This window comes from Variovorax paradoxus NBRC 15149 (assembly GCF_001591365.1).
Lineage (GTDB): Bacteria > Pseudomonadota > Gammaproteobacteria > Burkholderiales > Burkholderiaceae_C > Variovorax > Variovorax paradoxus.
In genome coordinates this window covers 1,754,688-1,770,050 of sequence record NZ_BCUT01000001.1, presented here as the reverse complement: position 1 = coordinate 1,770,050, position 15,363 = coordinate 1,754,688, and the positions used below count along the sequence as shown (strand labels likewise).

Annotated in this window: 14 protein-coding genes; 12 read left to right on the top strand and 2 right to left on the bottom strand. The window is 68.6% G+C overall.

Annotation, left to right across the window (positions count from 1 at the left end; all coding sequences use genetic code 11):
- Positions 1–265 precede the first annotated feature (265 nt).
- Positions 266–2,401, top strand: a complete 2,136-nt coding sequence (locus VPA02S_RS08375; protein WP_062363163.1) for an alpha/beta hydrolase domain-containing protein — start codon at positions 266–268, stop codon at positions 2,399–2,401.
- On the opposite strand, the gene VPA02S_RS08370 is transcribed toward VPA02S_RS08375, so the two are convergent.
- Entirely contained in the window at positions 2,364–3,302 is a 939-nt protein-coding gene (locus VPA02S_RS08370; RefSeq protein WP_062363161.1) for a LysR family transcriptional regulator, read from the bottom strand. The genes VPA02S_RS08375 and VPA02S_RS08370 overlap by 38 nt on opposite strands.
- A gap of 61 nt (positions 3,303–3,363) precedes the next feature.
- Between VPA02S_RS08370 and VPA02S_RS08365 the strand changes: the two genes are divergently transcribed.
- The 8 genes from VPA02S_RS08365 (at position 3,364) to VPA02S_RS08330 (ending at position 10,029) form a co-directional block, all read left to right on the top strand.
- Positions 3,364–3,741, top strand: a complete 378-nt coding sequence (locus VPA02S_RS08365) for an I78 family peptidase inhibitor (protein ID WP_244883411.1) — start codon at positions 3,364–3,366, stop codon at positions 3,739–3,741.
- Positions 3,742–3,764: 23 nt separating this feature from the next.
- Positions 3,765–4,424: a 2-hydroxychromene-2-carboxylate isomerase gene (locus tag VPA02S_RS08360; RefSeq protein WP_062363154.1), complete on the top strand. Its 660-nt coding sequence runs from the start codon at positions 3,765–3,767 to the stop codon at positions 4,422–4,424.
- A 7-nt stretch (positions 4,425–4,431) separates the two neighbouring features.
- A complete protein-coding gene (gene dapF, locus VPA02S_RS08355) occupies positions 4,432–5,316 on the top strand; it encodes a diaminopimelate epimerase (protein ID WP_062363152.1) in 885 nt (294 codons plus the stop codon).
- The gene (locus tag VPA02S_RS08350; protein ID WP_062363151.1) at positions 5,313–6,011 is read left to right on the top strand and encodes a DUF484 family protein; all 699 of its coding nucleotides are present in this window, start codon (positions 5,313–5,315) and stop codon (positions 6,009–6,011) included. Before dapF ends, VPA02S_RS08350 begins: the two co-directional genes overlap by 4 nt.
- Positions 6,008–6,646, top strand: a complete 639-nt coding sequence (locus VPA02S_RS08345) for a YdcF family protein (protein ID WP_244883409.1) — start codon at positions 6,008–6,010, stop codon at positions 6,644–6,646. The genes VPA02S_RS08350 and VPA02S_RS08345 overlap by 4 nt, the downstream gene beginning before the upstream one ends.
- A complete protein-coding gene (locus VPA02S_RS08340; protein WP_062363147.1) occupies positions 6,630–7,673 on the top strand; it encodes a tyrosine recombinase XerC in 1,044 nt (347 codons plus the stop codon). Before VPA02S_RS08345 ends, VPA02S_RS08340 begins: the two co-directional genes overlap by 17 nt.
- Positions 7,674–8,894: a class I SAM-dependent rRNA methyltransferase gene (locus tag VPA02S_RS08335; RefSeq protein WP_062363146.1), complete on the top strand. Its 1,221-nt coding sequence runs from the start codon at positions 7,674–7,676 to the stop codon at positions 8,892–8,894. It begins immediately after the preceding gene.
- A gap of 85 nt (positions 8,895–8,979) precedes the next feature.
- Positions 8,980–10,029 carry a CobW family GTP-binding protein gene (locus tag VPA02S_RS08330; protein WP_012746054.1) on the top strand — a complete coding sequence of 350 codons (1,050 nt, stop codon included), beginning with the start codon at positions 8,980–8,982 and terminating at the stop codon, positions 10,027–10,029.
- Positions 10,030–10,155: 126 nt separating this feature from the next.
- Here VPA02S_RS08330 and VPA02S_RS08325 read toward each other — a convergent pair whose 3' ends face one another.
- On the bottom strand, positions 10,156–11,634 hold the full coding sequence (locus VPA02S_RS08325) for a YdgA family protein (RefSeq protein WP_244883407.1): 1,479 nt from the start codon (positions 11,632–11,634) through the stop codon (positions 10,156–10,158).
- 756 nt (positions 11,635–12,390) lie between these two features.
- Between VPA02S_RS08325 and dksA the strand changes: the two genes are divergently transcribed.
- The 3 genes from dksA to hslV all read left to right on the top strand — a co-directional run bounded on the left by dksA (position 12,391) and on the right by hslV (position 15,362).
- Positions 12,391–13,014, top strand: coding sequence for an RNA polymerase-binding protein DksA (gene dksA / locus VPA02S_RS32340; RefSeq protein WP_012746056.1), 624 nt, complete (start codon positions 12,391–12,393; stop codon positions 13,012–13,014).
- A gap of 45 nt (positions 13,015–13,059) precedes the next feature.
- Positions 13,060–14,742 carry an STAS domain-containing protein gene (locus VPA02S_RS08315; RefSeq protein ID WP_012746057.1) on the top strand — a complete coding sequence of 561 codons (1,683 nt, stop codon included), beginning with the start codon at positions 13,060–13,062 and terminating at the stop codon, positions 14,740–14,742.
- Positions 14,743–14,816: 74 nt separating this feature from the next.
- Positions 14,817–15,362 (top strand): ATP-dependent protease subunit HslV, encoded by a 546-nt coding sequence (gene hslV / locus VPA02S_RS08310; protein WP_012746058.1) that lies wholly within the window; start codon positions 14,817–14,819, stop codon positions 15,360–15,362.
- Position 15,363: the final 1 nt, after the last annotated feature.

Below are 15,363 nucleotides of genomic sequence, written 5' to 3'. Positions count from 1 at the left end.
AGCCGCTCTGCTAGATTCCGCCCCGGTAGCCATCCATTCGAAGAGTCTTGACTCTGTTCTCCCTGAACCCTTCAATGAAGGTTTTTTGGCTACCCCTCAACCCGCTTCGGCGGGTTCTTTTTTGGGCGGAACAGTCCCGCAGGAAGCCTCCTTAACCATCGGTTAAGACCGGCTAAACCAGACGCGAATTGCCGTCATGCCCTCGAATCGTGAGGATGCACAGCGCCGGCGCCGTCGGATCCGCACAAAAAAGACAGGAGACAACATGCATCCCAGAAGCCCGATAGGGCGCCAGCCGCGCCTGCACTGGCTCGCGGCGGCGATGGCCACGGCGGCAATCGTCATTGTTGCCGCGCCGGCCGAGGCACGCGTCACCCGCATCGTGATCGACAGCGTCGCGCCGCTCGCGGGCCAGTCGATTCCATATGAGCAGATCCGCGGCCGCGCCTTCGGCGAGCTCGACCCGGATGATCCGCACAACAGCGTCATCACCGACATCAAGCTGGGCGCGGACGCCGACGGCAAGGTGCGCTACGAAACCACGTTCAAGCTGGCGAAGCCGGTCGACATGAACCGCGCGAGCGGCTTTCTCTGGCATGACGTGCCCAACCGCGGCGGTGCCGGCACGCTCGCCGTCGAGGAACGCGAGCTGGGCGACGTCGGCCTGCGCAGCGGCTGGCAGGCGGACAACGCGGGCAACACCGGCGTTCCCGCCAACCGGGCCGAGGGCACGAATCACTGGGTGGCCGTGCCCATCGCCAAGGTCGATGGGCTGGCCGTCACGGGCCAGGTGTTCGCGCGGATCGTCAACCAGGGCGGCGCGGGCTCCCAGCCGCTGATGGTGCAGACCAACCCCGTGCCCTACCTTCCGGCCACGCTGGACACGGCCAAGGCAACGCTGAAGACGCACACCAAGGAAACGGTCGATGGCGTTGTCACCGAAGGGCCCGCCATCGCGGCGGGCGACTGGGCCTTTGCCAAGTGCGATGCGGGCAATCCGTTTCCCGGCACGCCGATCGACAACGACCCAGCCCATGCGCCCGGCAACCTGCCGGTGCACATCTGCCTGCGCAACGGCTTCGACCCCAAGCTGCTCTACCAGGTGGTGTACCCGGCGCACAACGCCTATGTGCTGGGCGTGGGCATGGCGGCGTTCCGCGACGTCGGCAGCTTCTTCCGCCACGAGGCGGCCGACGACTTCGGCACGCGCAACCCGGTGGCCGGCTCCATCAAGGGCACGGCCGTGCGGGGTGTGTCGCAGTCCGGGAACATGGTGCGGCAGTTCATCTTCATGGGCCTGAACCAGGACGAGCGCAACCGCAAGGTCTACGACGGCGCCTGGCCGATCATCGCGGGCCGCCGCGTGGCCGCCAACTCGCGCTGGGCCCAGCCGGATGGCGTGCTGGAGCTCTACCAGCAGGGCAGCGAAGGTCCGCAGTGGTGGGTGGACTGGCCGGACCCGGTGCGCAATCAGCCGACCGGCAGCATCTTCTCGCGCTGCGATGCCAACGACACCTGCCCGAAGGTGATCGAGCATTTCGGATCGGCCGAGGTGTACGCGCTGAAACTCACGCCCGAGTGGATCGGCACGGCCGGCGACGCGGACATTCCGCTGCCGCGCAACGTGCGGCGCTACTACGTGCCGAGCAGCCACCATGGCGGCGGCGCGGGCGGCTTCGCGCACATGCCCGCGGCCGCCACCGGCCCCGCCTGTCCCGGCAACAGCTTCGGCCGCGGCACGCTGGCGGCCAACCCGGTGCCGCACACGGAGATCACCAACGTGCTGCGCCTGGCCATGCGCGACTGGGTGCTGAACGGCACGCCGCCGCCGCCCAGCCGGTGGCCCACGCTCGCGGCCAAGACGCTGGTCGACGCCAACATGAAGGCGATGGGCTTTCCGGGCGGCGTGCCCGGCATTCCGGATTCGATCTTCCTGCCGCAGAACTTTGCGTTTCCGGTGTTCGACTACGACTGGGGGCCGCAATTCAGTCATTCGGAAGCGTCCGGCGTGCCCACCAACGTGCCGCCGATCATCAGGAAAGTGATCCCGATGAAGGTGCCGAAGGTCGATGCCGACGGCAACGAGATCGACGGCGTTCCCACGGTGCTGGTGATGGCGCCGCTGGGCACCTATCTGGGGTTCAACATCACTGCCGAGGGCTTCCACCGCGGCCAGGTGTGCAACTACGTGGGCGGCTATGTGCCGTTCGCCCGCACGCGCGCCGAGCGGGCCGCAAGCGGCGACCCGCGCCTGTCGCTCGAGGAGCGCTACGGCAGCCACGAGGGCTACGTCGCCGCAGTGCGGGCCGCCGCCGCAAAGGCCTTCGCCGAGGGCTTTCTTCTGTCCGCGGACCGCGACCGCCTCATTCGCCAGGCCTCGGAGAGTGCCGTGCTGCGCTGAAGGGCGCCGCGCTTTCGATCATGTCCACCAGGGCAGCCGCCGGCGTCGAGAGTTCCGCGCGGCTGCGCATGGCCAGCAGCAGCACGCGTTCCATCTCGATGCCTTCAAGGCCGACCTGCACCAGGCCGAGGGCCTGGGCATAGAGCGCCGCCGCCGCGCGCGGCAGGATCGCCAGGCCAAGCCCGAACGAGACCATGCGGCACATCGAATCGAAGCTGCGCACCTGCACCCGGATGCGCGGCGTGCGCTTGGCCGCGTCGGCCGCCGCCATCACCTTGCGCGTGAGCGATGCGCTGCGTGCCAGCGTGACCAGGTCGTGGTCGAGCACGTCCGCGAGGCAGGCGTTCTGCCGGCCGTCCAGCGCATGGCCCGCCGGCACCAGCAGCACCAGCTGGTCGACATTGCAGACGAGAGTCTCCAGGCCTTCGTGCGGCACGTTGTCGCCGATGACGGCCAGTTCCGCCGTGCCTTTCTGCACGGCGCGGATGCCGTCTTCGCTGAGGGCATCTTCCATGTCGATCAGTACCTGCGGATAGCGGCGGGCGTACGCGGCCAGCACGCTGGGCAGGAAGCCGCCGAAAGCGGAAGGATTGGCGCACAGCCGCAGGTGGCCGGTGGCCCCCGATTGAAGATCGTCGACCGCCTGCACCAGCTGTTCCAGGCGTGCGATCACCTCGATCGCGTGCCGGTGCAGGGTCTGCCCCTCGGGCGTGGCGGTCACGCCGCGCTGGCCGCGCTGCAGCAGCGCCATGCCGCAGTGCTGCTCGAGATCGGTGATGCGCTTGCTCGCCGCCGGAAGCGAGACGCCGAATCGATCCGCGCCCGCCGTCAGGCTTCCACCATCGACGACCGCGACAAAAAGCCGCAGGGAAGTGAGATCGAAACGGTTCAGATTGATCATGGCCGGTGGATTTGACCACCGGCGACGCTACGATCCATTGAAAGAAGGAAGACACCACACCATGCCCATCCTCCCTCCATCCGGTTTCATTTTTTTCCCTCGTACCCGCGGCATCCTGGCGGCCGCCGTTTGCGCCGCGTCGATGTTCATCGCGGGCTGCCAGACACAGCCCGAATTCCGCCCGCTCACCTCCGAGGCGCCGCCGCCGCCCACCTTCGTGACCGTGCCCAGCGAAGAAACATGCCAGGCCGCGCAGGCGCGCTACGCGCTCGGCCAGGCGCTCGATCCGCTGCTGCTGGAGCAGATGCGCACGCGCACCGGTTCCAAATCGGCGCGCACCTCGGCCGTCGGCGCGCCGCTGCCGGTGCCTGCCGATCCGGGGCGGCTCAATGTCGACGTCGATCCGCAGGGCCGCATCACCGCCGCGCGCTGCGGCTGAAGGAAGTTATCAATAATTCCGCGATGACCACCCCTCCGACCCCCACCGCCATCGCGCTCGACTGCTACTACAGCCTTTCCTCGCCCTGGGCCTACCTGGGCGGGCCGCAGCTGCAGGACATCGTGCGGCGCCACCATGTGCGGCTCACGCTCAAGCCCTACGACTTCCAGGCCGTGGTGCCGCAGACCGGCGGCATTCCGCTGAAGACGCGGCCCGAACCGCGCCGCAGCTACCACGCGCTCGAACTGGCGCGCTGGCGCGACTACCTCGGCATGCCGCTCAACCTGGAGCCCGCGTACTACCCCAAGGGTGCGCCGGTCGATCCGAACTGGAACAAGTACCCGGGCTGGATGGTGATTGCCGCGCAACTGCAGGGGCTCGATGCCCAGCCGCTCTCGCATGCGCTGCTGCGCGCGCTGTGGGCCGAGGAACGCGACACCTCCGAAGCCGCGGTGCGCATCGCGGTGGCCGAGGAAAACGGCTACGACGGCGCGGCGCTGCAGGCACTGGAGCAGGCGCCCGAGACCTTGGCGATCTACCGCGCCAACAGCGCCGACGCCATCCAGGCCGGCGTGTTCGGCGCGCCGACCTTCGTGCTCGACGGCGAGCGCTTCTGGGGCCAGGACCGCCTGGCCTTTCTGGACCGGGCGCTCGACAGGCGCCGCCAAGCCACGGGCGGATAATCGCCCGATGCGAATCCGCTTTACCAAGATGCAGGGTGCCGGCAACGATTTCGTCGTGCTGGACGAAACGCGCGGCACGCTGGGCCTCACGGCCGCGCAGTACCGCTTCCTGGCCGACCGCCATTTCGGCGTCGGCGCCGACCAGATCCTCACGGTGCGCCCGCCCTCCGAGGGCGCGGCCGAGGGGGTCGATTTCCAGTACGTGATCCACAACGCCGACGGCGGCGAGGTGGAGCAGTGCGGCAACGGCGCGCGCTGCTTCATGCGCTTCGTGCGCGAGCACCACCTGACCGACAAGGACGCGGTGCGCGTCGAAACGCTGGCCGGCATCATCGAGCCGCGCATGGGCGAGGACGGCCGCGTCACGGTCGACATGGGGCCGCCCATCTTCGAGCCCGCACGCGTGCCCTTCGACACCGCCGGCCTCGATCCGCAGCCCACGGGGTCGTGGCACACCTGGCACCTGGCCCTCGGCACGCATGCCGACTCGGCCATCGTGTCGGTCGCGGTGCTGTCGATGGGCAATCCGCACGCGGTGCAGGTGGTCGACAACGTCGACACCGCGCCCGTGGCCCGGCAGGGCCCGCTGATCGAGCACCACCCGCGCTTTGCGCAGCGCGTGAACGCCGGCTTCATGCAGGTGGTCGACCGCTCGCACATCAAGCTGCGCGTGTTCGAGCGCGGCGCCGGCGAAACGCTGGCCTGCGGCACCGGCGCCTGCGCGGCGGTGGTGGCGGGCATCCGGCTCGGCCTGCTGGAGCGCCGGGTCGACGTGCAGACGCATGGCGGCGTGCTCACGATCGGCTGGGAAGGCGAGGGCCATCCGGTGCTCATGACCGGCCCGGCCACCACGGTTTTCGAGGGAGACATCGAGGTGCCCGAGCTGCCATGACTAACTTCAGAAACAACAAAGACGACGCCATGAACCCGATCACCGAAGACGACATCGCCAACTACCTGGCGAACACGCCCGACTTCTTCGAGCGGCACGCACAGCTGCTGGCGCAGGTGCAGCTCACCAGCCCGCACGGCAACCGCGCCGTGAGCCTGCAAGAGCGCCAGGCCGAGATGCTGCGCGAGAAGATCAAGGCGCTGGAGCATCGCCTGATGGACATGGTGCGCCACGGCACCGAGAACGTGGTCATCGCCGACCGGCTGCAGCGCTGGACCAGCGGCTTGCTCACCACGCGCGACCCGCGCAGCCTGCCCTACCGCATCGCGGTCGACCTGCAGTCGCTGTTCCTGGTGCCGCAGACCGCCATCAAGGTGTGGGACTGCAGCGCCGACTACCTCAACGAGGCCTATGCGCAGTGGGTGAGCGACGACGTGAAGGCGCTGGCCACCTCGCTGACCTCGCCCTACTGCGGGCTCAACTCGGGCTTCGAGGCGGCCAACTGGCTGCCCGAGCCGGCCGGCGCGATGTCGATCGCGCTGATCCCGCTGCGGCCCGATGCCGAGTCGCCCGCCTTTGGCCTGCTGGTGCTGGCCTCGCCGGACGCGCAGCGCTTCAACGCCGAAATGGGCACCGACTTTCTCGAACGCATCGCCGACCTGGCGTCGGGCGCGCTGTCGCGGCTGCGGCCTTGAGCGGGCAGCGCCGGTCCTGGCGGGCCGCCGTGCGGCCCGTGCTGTGGACGGTGCTGCTGGCCGGACTGCTGGCCTACCTTGTCATTGCCCTCGTCATCTGGCGGCGCGCGGCCGAGGCGCTGGCCAACCCGCCCGGGCGGCCGGCCGACGCCGCGCTGGTCCTGGGCAACCGCGCCTTCCTCGATGGCAAGCCCAATCCCTGCCTGACGGGCCGGGTCGATGCCGCCATCGCGCTGGCCGATGCGGGCCTCGCGAAGCAGCTCGTGCTGTCGGGCGGCGTCGACAAGGAAGACGGCCGCATCGAGGCCGAGGTGATGCAGCGGCATGCGCGCGCCCAGGGCTACGCCGGGCCGCTGCTGCTGGAGCCGGCATCGACCTCGACGCGCCTGAATCTTGCGATGTCGCGTCCGCTGCTGAAGGCGGCCGGCATCCATGGCGTGATCGTGGTGTCGGAGCCCTACCACCTGTGGCGCGTGGAGCGCCTCGCGCGGGCCAGCGGTTTCGACAAGGACTTCGACGTGCAGTACGCGGCAGCGAGCACGCGCTGCTGGCGCCGCTGGGGCATGGTTTTCAAGGGTGCGTTGCGCGAGCCTCTGGCTGTCGTGAACAATGCGTTCAATGGCTACCTCCACTGAGACGGCGGGGACCGGCTGGGTCGACAAGTACCTGGAGCATGTGCGCGTCGAGCGCCGGCTGGCGGCGCGCACGGTCGAGCTCTACGCCATCCACCTGCAGGCGCTCGCGGCCAACGCCGCCGAGGCCGGGCTCCCGCTCGACCGCGTGCAGACCGCGCACATCCGGCGCTGGATGGCGCAGCTGCACGGCGCGGGACGCGAGCCGCGCGGCATTGCGCTGGTGCTCTCGTGCTGGCGCAGCTTCTACCGCTGGCTCGGCAACGAGGGGCTGGTGGGCTTCAACCCCGTGAAGGACGTGCATGCGCCCAAGGCCGCGCGGCCGCTGCCCAAGGCGCTGGCGGTCGACGACGCGGTGCGGCTCGCCGAACTCTACGACCCCGAGGCCGACCCCTGGACCGAGGCGCGCGACGGCGCCATCGTCGAGGTGCTCTACGGCTGCGGCTTGCGCGTGAGCGAGCTCACCGGCCTCGATGCGCGCGCCAGCAGCACCGCCCGCGGCTGGGTCGACCTCGACGCGCTGGAAGCCAACGTGCTCGGCAAGGGCAGCAAGCGGCGCATCGTGCCGATCGGCAGCAAGGCGGCCGAGGCGCTGCGCGACTGGTTCGCGGTGCGCGGCGATTGTGCGGCGCTGTCGACGGCCGCGCTGCGCGACCCGGCGGGCGCGGCGGCGCTCTTCATCAGCGCCAAGGGCGTGCGCATGTCCTCGCAGGCGGTGTGGAAGCTGCTGCGCGAGCGCAGCCTCAAGGCCGGCCTTGCGGCGCCCGTGCATCCGCACATGCTGCGGCATTCGTTCGCAAGCCATGTGCTGCAGTCGAGCAGCGACCTGCGCGCGGTGCAGGAACTGCTGGGCCACGCCAACATCGCCACCACGCAGGTCTATACGCGGCTGGACTTCCAGCACCTGGCCAAGGTGTATGACGCGGCACATCCGCGCGCGCAGGCGCGCCCCGAGGGCACGCGCGCGCAGCCGCGGCCCGAGGGCACACGCGCCAAGCCGAAGAACGACGACAACAAGCCAACCAAATAAATGAAAACCCTCCGCCTCAAGCCCGGCAAGGAGCGCTCGCTGCAGCGCCGCCATCCCTGGATCTTCGAATCCGCCATCGCACGCGGCGGTGCCGATTCGGGCGAGACGGTGCGCGTCGAATCCCATGACGGCGCCTTCCTGGCCTGGGCCGCCTTCAGCCCGGTGTCCAAGATCCGCGCGCGGGCCTGGAGCTTTGTCGAAACGCAGCGCATCGATGCCGCCTTCCTGGCCTCGGTGTGCGCCCGCGCGGTGGCGGCCAGGACGCTTTTCGACCTGCAGAGCGACGGTGTCCGGCTGGTCCACGGCGAGGCCGATGGGCTGCCGGGCCTGATCGTCGACCGCTACGGCGACACGCTGGTCGCGCAGTTCCTGTCGGCCGGCGTCGAGCGCTGGAAGGCCGCGATTGCCGATGCGCTGCTTGCGGCAACCGGCCTGCACAAGCTCTACGAGCGCTCCGACGCCAGCGGCCGCGAACGCGAGGGCCTCAAGCCGGTCACGGGCTGGCTGCGCGGGGAGGGCGCCACCGAGATCACGATCCGCGAGCACGGCTGGCAGCTTTCGCTCGACATCGCCACCGGCCACAAGACCGGCTTCTACCTCGACCAGCGCGACAGCCGCCAGCGCTTTGCCGAGCTCGCGCAGCATCGGCGCTTCCGGCGCGTGCTCAACTGCTTTTGCTACACCGGCGGCTTCACGGTGGCCGCGCTCGCAGGCCTGCGGGCGGCCGGCGCAGTGGAGGGCGCCGAGCTGGTGTCGGTCGATTCGTCGCAGCCGGCGCTCGAGCGGGCGCGCGCGCACCTGGCGCTGAATGGCTTCGGCGCCGAGGGTTCGGGCCTGAAGACGGAATTCCTGGACGCCAACGTCAACACCGTGCTGCGCGAATTCATCGAGCAGGGCCGAACATTCGACGCCATCGTGCTCGATCCGCCCAAGTTCGCGCCCACGGCCGCCCATGCCGAGCGCGCCGCGCGCGCCTACAAGGACATCAACCGCCTCGCGCTCAAGCTGCTGGAGCCCGGCGGCGTGCTGCTGACCTTTTCGTGCTCGGGCGGCATCAGCGCCGATCTTTTCCACAAGATCGTGGCTTCGGCCGGCATCGATGCGCAAGTGGACGGCTACATCAGCGAACGGCTGGGCGCCGCGCCCGACCATCCGATGACCATCGAGTTTCCCGAAGGCGAGTACCTCAAGGGCCTGGTGGTGGTGAGAAAACCCGCTTGACCCCGCGCCAACGCAACTGAGTGGCATTGGCTAAACTGCCGGCCCATCCCCTTTTTCTTCCTGTTTTCCGCTTCCGGAGCACACCATGGCCCTCATTCCCGCCACCATCCTCACCGGCTTCCTGGGCTCGGGCAAGACCACGCTGCTCAAGCGCATCCTGACCGAGGCCCATGGCCAGAAGATCGCGGTGATCGAAAACGAGTTCGGCGAAGAGAACATCGACAGCGACATCCTCGTGACCGAATCGAAGGAGCAGATCGTGCAGATGAGCAACGGCTGCGTCTGCTGCACCATCCGCGAAGACCTGCGCGAGGCGCTGCAGCTCTTGGCCGCCAAGAAGCGCCAGGGCCTGCTCGACTTCGACCGCGTGGTGATCGAGACCACCGGCCTGGCCGACCCCGGCCCGGTGGCGCAGACCTTCTTCATGGACGACGAGATCGCCGAGAGCTACCTGCTCGACTCCATCCTGACGCTGGTCGACGCCAAGCATGCGCCGCAGCAGCTCAACGACCGCCAGGAGGCGCGCCGCCAGGTGGGTTTTGCCGACCAGATCTTCATCAGCAAGAGCGAACTGGTGTCGGCCGAGGAAACCGAGGCGCTCATCCACCGCCTCAAGCACATGAACCCGCGCGCGCCGCAGCAGAAGGCGCATTTCGGCGACGTGCCGCTCAAGGACATCTTCGACCTGCGCGGCTTCAACCTGAACGCCAAGCTCGACATCGACCCCGACTTCCTCAAGGAAGAAGAAGACCATCACGACCACGACCACGCGCATGGCGAGCATTGCGACCACCCCTCGCACAAGCACGAGGGCCACGGCCACCACCACCACACCGATGACGACGTCAAGAGCTTCGTCTACAAGGCCGACCGGCCCTTCGACCCGGCCAAGCTGGAAGACTTCCTGGGCGCCATCGTCAACATCTACGGCCCGCGCATGCTGCGCTACAAGGGCGTGCTGAACATGAAGGGCACCGAGCGCAAGGTGATCTTCCAGGGCGTGCACCAGCTGATGGGCAGCGACCTGGGCCCGGAATGGGGCAAGGACGAAGCCCGCCAGAGCCGCATGGTGTTCATCGGCATCGAGCTGCCGCGCGAAATTCTCGAGCAGGGGCTCGAGCAGTGCCTGGTCTGAGGCCCTGACTTGCTCCTTCCCCCGCCGGGGGAAGGCGGGGATGGGGGCAGGCCACCGATCAGGCGCCGTGCTTTTTTTGGGCTGCCGTGCCCCCACCCCGGCCCTCCCCCGAAGGGGAGGGAGGAATTACCGGCCCGGCGCGCCCAGCGGCTTGCCGTTGAGCTTCAGGCTGCCTTCGGCATATTCGATCTGCGCGGTCACGTCACCGCCGTCGCGCTTGACGAAGCCCTTTTCCTCGCCTTGCTCGACCAGCCCCGCCATCATCTCGGGCGGCGGCGTCTGGCCGCTGCCGGCGCCGGCGGCGGCCATCTGCTCCAGCCACTGCATCGGCAGCCGCGCGCTGGCCTTGAGCACGCCGCGCTTCATGAGCAGCGCCATGCCGGGCGCCTGCAGGTCTTCGTCGGTGACGCCGGCCATGCCGGCCGTGTAGCTGAGCTCGCCGCGCTTGCCGCCGATTTCGACCAGCATCCTGTCGAGCCCGAATTCGGGGCTGTACTTGGCCATGGCCTTGAGGTCGGGCGCCAACTGGTCGAACAGCACCTTCATGGCCGCCTGCGAGGCCTTGTTGCCGCCCTTGCCGCAGCCGTTCGCGGCGCTCGACTGCATCCAGGCATCGGCCAGCTTCTTGTAGCCGGCGGCGTGGATGCGGCGTCCGCCGCTGCTCATCTCGAACTTGTCGATCTTGGTGTCGCCGATCTTGCCGGTGCCCTTGACCGTGCCGGTCGATGCGTAGAGCCCGTCCGCGATGCTGGCTTCGGCGAGCATGTCGATGTTCTGCAGCAGCACCGCCGGCAGGGCCTTGCCTTCGCCGCCGGCGGCGCCGCCCAGACCCTTGGGAGCCGCAAATTCGAGGCTGTCGAGCCGGGCCTCGGTCTTGCCCGTGGCCAGGACCCAGCCCTCGCTCTTGTCCATGTCGGCCTTGCCGGCCAGCTTGCCCATCTTGAGCGTGGCGCCGGTGCGCGCATCGCTGACATCCAGCCCCGGCATCGCCAGTTCGTAGCGCACGTGGGTGCGGGCGCCGTTCATCTCGGCGCGGACCTGCGCGCCCTGCCAGGCGAAGCGGGCCTTGCCTTCCTCGGCCAGGCTGGCGGGCGCCACCGCCAGGTCGGTGGTGTAGCCGCCGTCGAACGCCACCTTGGTGTGCGCCGTCAGGGGCTTGGCCTTGCCGAAGATCTGCTCGGCCTTGGCCTGGCCCTTCACGTCGAACACCAGTTCGCTGTCGATGGTGGCCGCCGCCAGCGTGCCACCGGCCAGCGGGCCGTGGCGGATGGTGTCGCGGAAGGTGATGCGCACCGCCTTGAAGGGCGTGGCGGCTTGCTCCACTTCTTCCTCATCCTCTTCCTCGCCGGGCTTGGCGGCAGGCACCTGCACCGCGGCGGCAGCATCGGCTGCGCAGCCGAGCTCGATCGTCACGGTGCTGACGGCGCCGAAGAAGCCGCGTTCGTAGCTGCGCTCGACCACGCGCACCAGCGCAGTCTGCTTCGGCACCTCGTCCAGCGCGGCTTCGTAGCTGGACTTTACTTTTGCGCCGGCCAACCACGTGCCGCCGCCATAGGCAAGTGCGATGGCCGCAGCCAGCACGCCCAGAACTGCTTTTTTGCTCAAGATTGATTTCTCTTTTGTATGAATGAGGTCGACCTGCATCGCTCCCCCGGCGATTCCGGCAGGTCTTGCTGCCCCCTCCGGCAGCGCTGGCGATGCTACCGGAGGCAAGGGGGTGCAGGCACATCACCCTTCGATTCGAGTTCTCTATACAATCGCGCGCCTGTTCCGGCAGCCACGCCTTCGTCCGATGGGGCGGGATGTGGTTGACGGTGCGGGGCGCCGCAGGTTCCTGGCGGGCTTTCGGGGGTATAACCCCGGGGTTCGTCACTGCGAGCACTCCGACGAGTGGAGCCCGCGCGGCCTGAAACCCGCGGTGGTTCCCTTGGGAGGAGACACCCAGTGAAAGCGCGTTCCAGTTCGTTCAAGGAGCCAGTCACCGTGAAGAAGCCCGCCGCCAAGGCTACGCCAGCAACCAAGCCCGCCGCCAAGAAAGCGGCGGCTGCAAAGCCGGCTGTACCCGCGGCAAAAAAGAGTTCTTCCGCTGCAAAGGCCCCGGCCACGAAACCAAAAAGCGCTCCAAAGAAGCCAGCAACGCCATCGGCCAAGGCCGCGACCGTTGCAAAGAAGCCCGTCAAGCCTGCAAAGCCTGCTGCGCCGCCGGTGGCATCCGCCCCGGACAAGAGTGCAACCAAAACTGCAGTTGCGGGTCAACCGCCATCCAAAACCGTCGGCCGCACTGCTGCCGTTCCTTCTGCCCCTCCGATCCCAATGAAAAAAACGGCTGCCGCCTCTTCTTCCGCCACGGCGACACCTTCGATGCCCGCTCAGACCGCCGCACCCGCCCCCGCGCGAGGTGGCCGCGTGTCCCGGCTGTCGCAGCTGACCGTGCCTTCCATGCCGCAATCGGTGGCTTCCACCGCGGCCAAGTCTTCGTTCTCGCAGGCGCCTTCCAATGCGCTGGTGCCGCCGCCTCCCGTCGCGGTCAAAAAAGACCCGAAGCTCGCCAACAACTGGAAAGCCAAGTCGGCTGCCGAGTTGACCGATGCCGAGGTGATCGCCATGCCCGACTCCGAGTACATGAATGAAAAGCAGATGGCGTTCTTCCGCCTGAAGCTGGTCGAACTCAAGCGCGGCATTCTCGAAAACGCCGGCGAAACCACCGAGCACCTGCGCGAAGACACCGTGGTGGTGCCCGATCCGGCCGACCGCGCCACCATCGAGGAAGAGCATGCGCTCGAGCTGCGCACGCGCGACCGCGAGCGCAAGCTGCTCAAGAAGATCGAGCAGTCGATCCAGCGCATCGATGCCGGCGACTACGGCTACTGCGACGAAACCGGCGAACCCATCGGCGTCGGCCGCCTGCTGGCGCGTCCCACCGCCACGCTCTCGCTCGAAGCGCAGCAGCGCCGCGAACTCAAGCAGAAGATGTTCGGGGACTGAGCGAGCGGCCAAAGAAGAGAACCTGTTCGCCTCGAAACCTCGTCGATGCCAAAGGAAGAGTCGGGCCGCCTTTTTTCCAAGGTGGCGAAGTTCGTCCGCAATCCGCTCAAGGATTGGTCCGAGCTGAATGCGACTGCGGATTCCACGCTGCCCGAGCAGGCCTACAGCCGCGAAATGCTCAAGGAGATGATCGAGCGGCGCCAGCGCAACGATTTCGTTCGCCGGCGCGAGTTCGACATGCTGCGCAAGCTTCGCCAGCGCGAAGCCGCCGCCCACGCCTTCGAAGGAACGGTCACGCCGTCTTCCTTCAACCTGAACAGCACCACGGAAAAGTCCGAGGGGCGCGCGCTCACGCTCAAGAAGATCGACGAGATCGAGGAGCAGATGTCGCAGCAGTGGTGGAAGGGCCGCGGCCCCAACGGCGAGGTGCTGTCCAATGCGCCGCCCGATGCCGGCGCCGAGACCCTGCCGCCGCCCGTGGACGCGGCCGAGCTGGCCAGCCTGCTTGCCGCACCGGCCTACGGCTCCGCGCCGGCGCCTGCCGTCGTGCCGGCACCGGCGGTGGTTGCCGCGGCTGCGCCTGCCGCGCCCGCCGCAGGCGGCCCGGCGGCCAGCGGCACCTCGCTGCTGTCGGCGCGGCTCGCGCGCGACGGCGCGCTCGAAGAAGCCGTGATCCGCTTCGCGCACGGCGACGATGCCGGCGCCGAGGCCATTCTTCTCCAGGCCCTCGCCTCCGAAAGCGCGGCGGCCGAGGGCGACCACGCCACCGCCGAGCGCGACGACGCGCGCTGGCGCACGCTGTTCGACCTGTACCGCGCCACCGGCGATGCCGCCAGGTTTGCCGCGGCGCGCATGCGCTATGCCCAGCGCATGAAGCGCATGGGGCCCGACTGGGTCTCGTTCGACGAACTGGCGCGCAGCGTGAAGGCGGTGGCCGCCAGCGAACTCGCAGAACTGGCGCCGGCCGGCGCCAACTGGGCCAGCCCGGCACGCCTGGCGCGCGACGGCTTGATCCAGCTCACGCGGGCGCTGTCGCAGGCCGGCTCGGTCTGGACGCTCGACTGGCGCGCGCTGGTCGCCATCGAGGCCGATGCCGCCGCGCCGCTGCGCGTGCTGTTTGCGCACTGGGCCGATTCGCCGGTCCAGCTGCGCTTCATCGGCGCCGCGAAACTGCTGGCCGTGCTGGCCGAGGCCACGCCCAACAGCGAGCGCGGCACGCCGGACATCTGGTGGCAGCTGCACCTGGCTGCGCTGCGCATGATGAACATGCCCGACGACTTCGAACTGGTGGCGCTCAACTACTGCATCACCTACGAGGTGTCGCCGCCGGCCTGGCAGGACCCCAAGGGCGCCTGCACCTCGGTGGCCGCACCGGCGGCAAGCCGTTCGAACTCCGTGTGGTCGCTGCTCTCGGTCAATGGCGAATCGGAGAGCTTTCCCACCACCGACACCGGCTTTGCCGCGCTGGCAGGCGATCTGCGCGGCGAGGCGCATTCGAGCCTGCAGCGGCTGGACACCGACCTGCGCAACACCACGGCGCCCGTCATCTCGTGCGCCGCGCTGCTGCGCATGGACCTGGCCGCGGCTGGCACGCTGCTCGGCTGGGTGCGGGCGCGCGACGCCGAGGGCGAGCGCGTCCAGTTCGTGGACGCCCACCGCCTGATCGCGGTGCTGTTCGACCTGGTCGGCATTGCCGACCATGCGACGGTGGCCCTGCGCAAGAACTAGGGCGCCTTGGCGCTTCGCACATTCGGTAGCAGCCCCGGGCTTGCATTGCCCTCTGGCATCCCCAGATGGCTTCGATGGAACAGTTTCACGGCACCACCATCGTGAGCGTGCGCCGCAAGACCCCCCAGGGCGACCAAGTCGCCATTGGCGGGGACGGGCAGGTCACTCTCGGCAACATCGTCATCAAGGGCACCGCGCGCAAGGTGCGGCGGCTCTATCACGGCAAGGTGCTCGCGGGCTTTGCCGGCGCCACGGCCGACGCCTTCACGCTCTTCGAGCGCTTCGAGGCCAAGCTCGAAAAGCACCAGGGGCACCTCACGCGCGCGGCCGTCGAACTCACCAAGGACTGGCGCACCGACCGCGTGCTGCGCAAGCTCGAGGCCATGCTGGCTGTGGCCGACGCCACCACCTCGCTCATCATCACCGGCAACGGCGACGTGCTGGAGCCCGAAGACGGCGTGATCGCCATCGGCTCGGGCGGCGCCTATGCGCAGTCGGCCGCCAAGGCGCTGATCGACAACACCGAACTCACGGCCGAGCAAATTGTGCGCAAATCGCTGGCGATAGCCGGTGAAATCTGCATTTACACGAACATGAACCACACGGTGGAAGCGCTCTGAC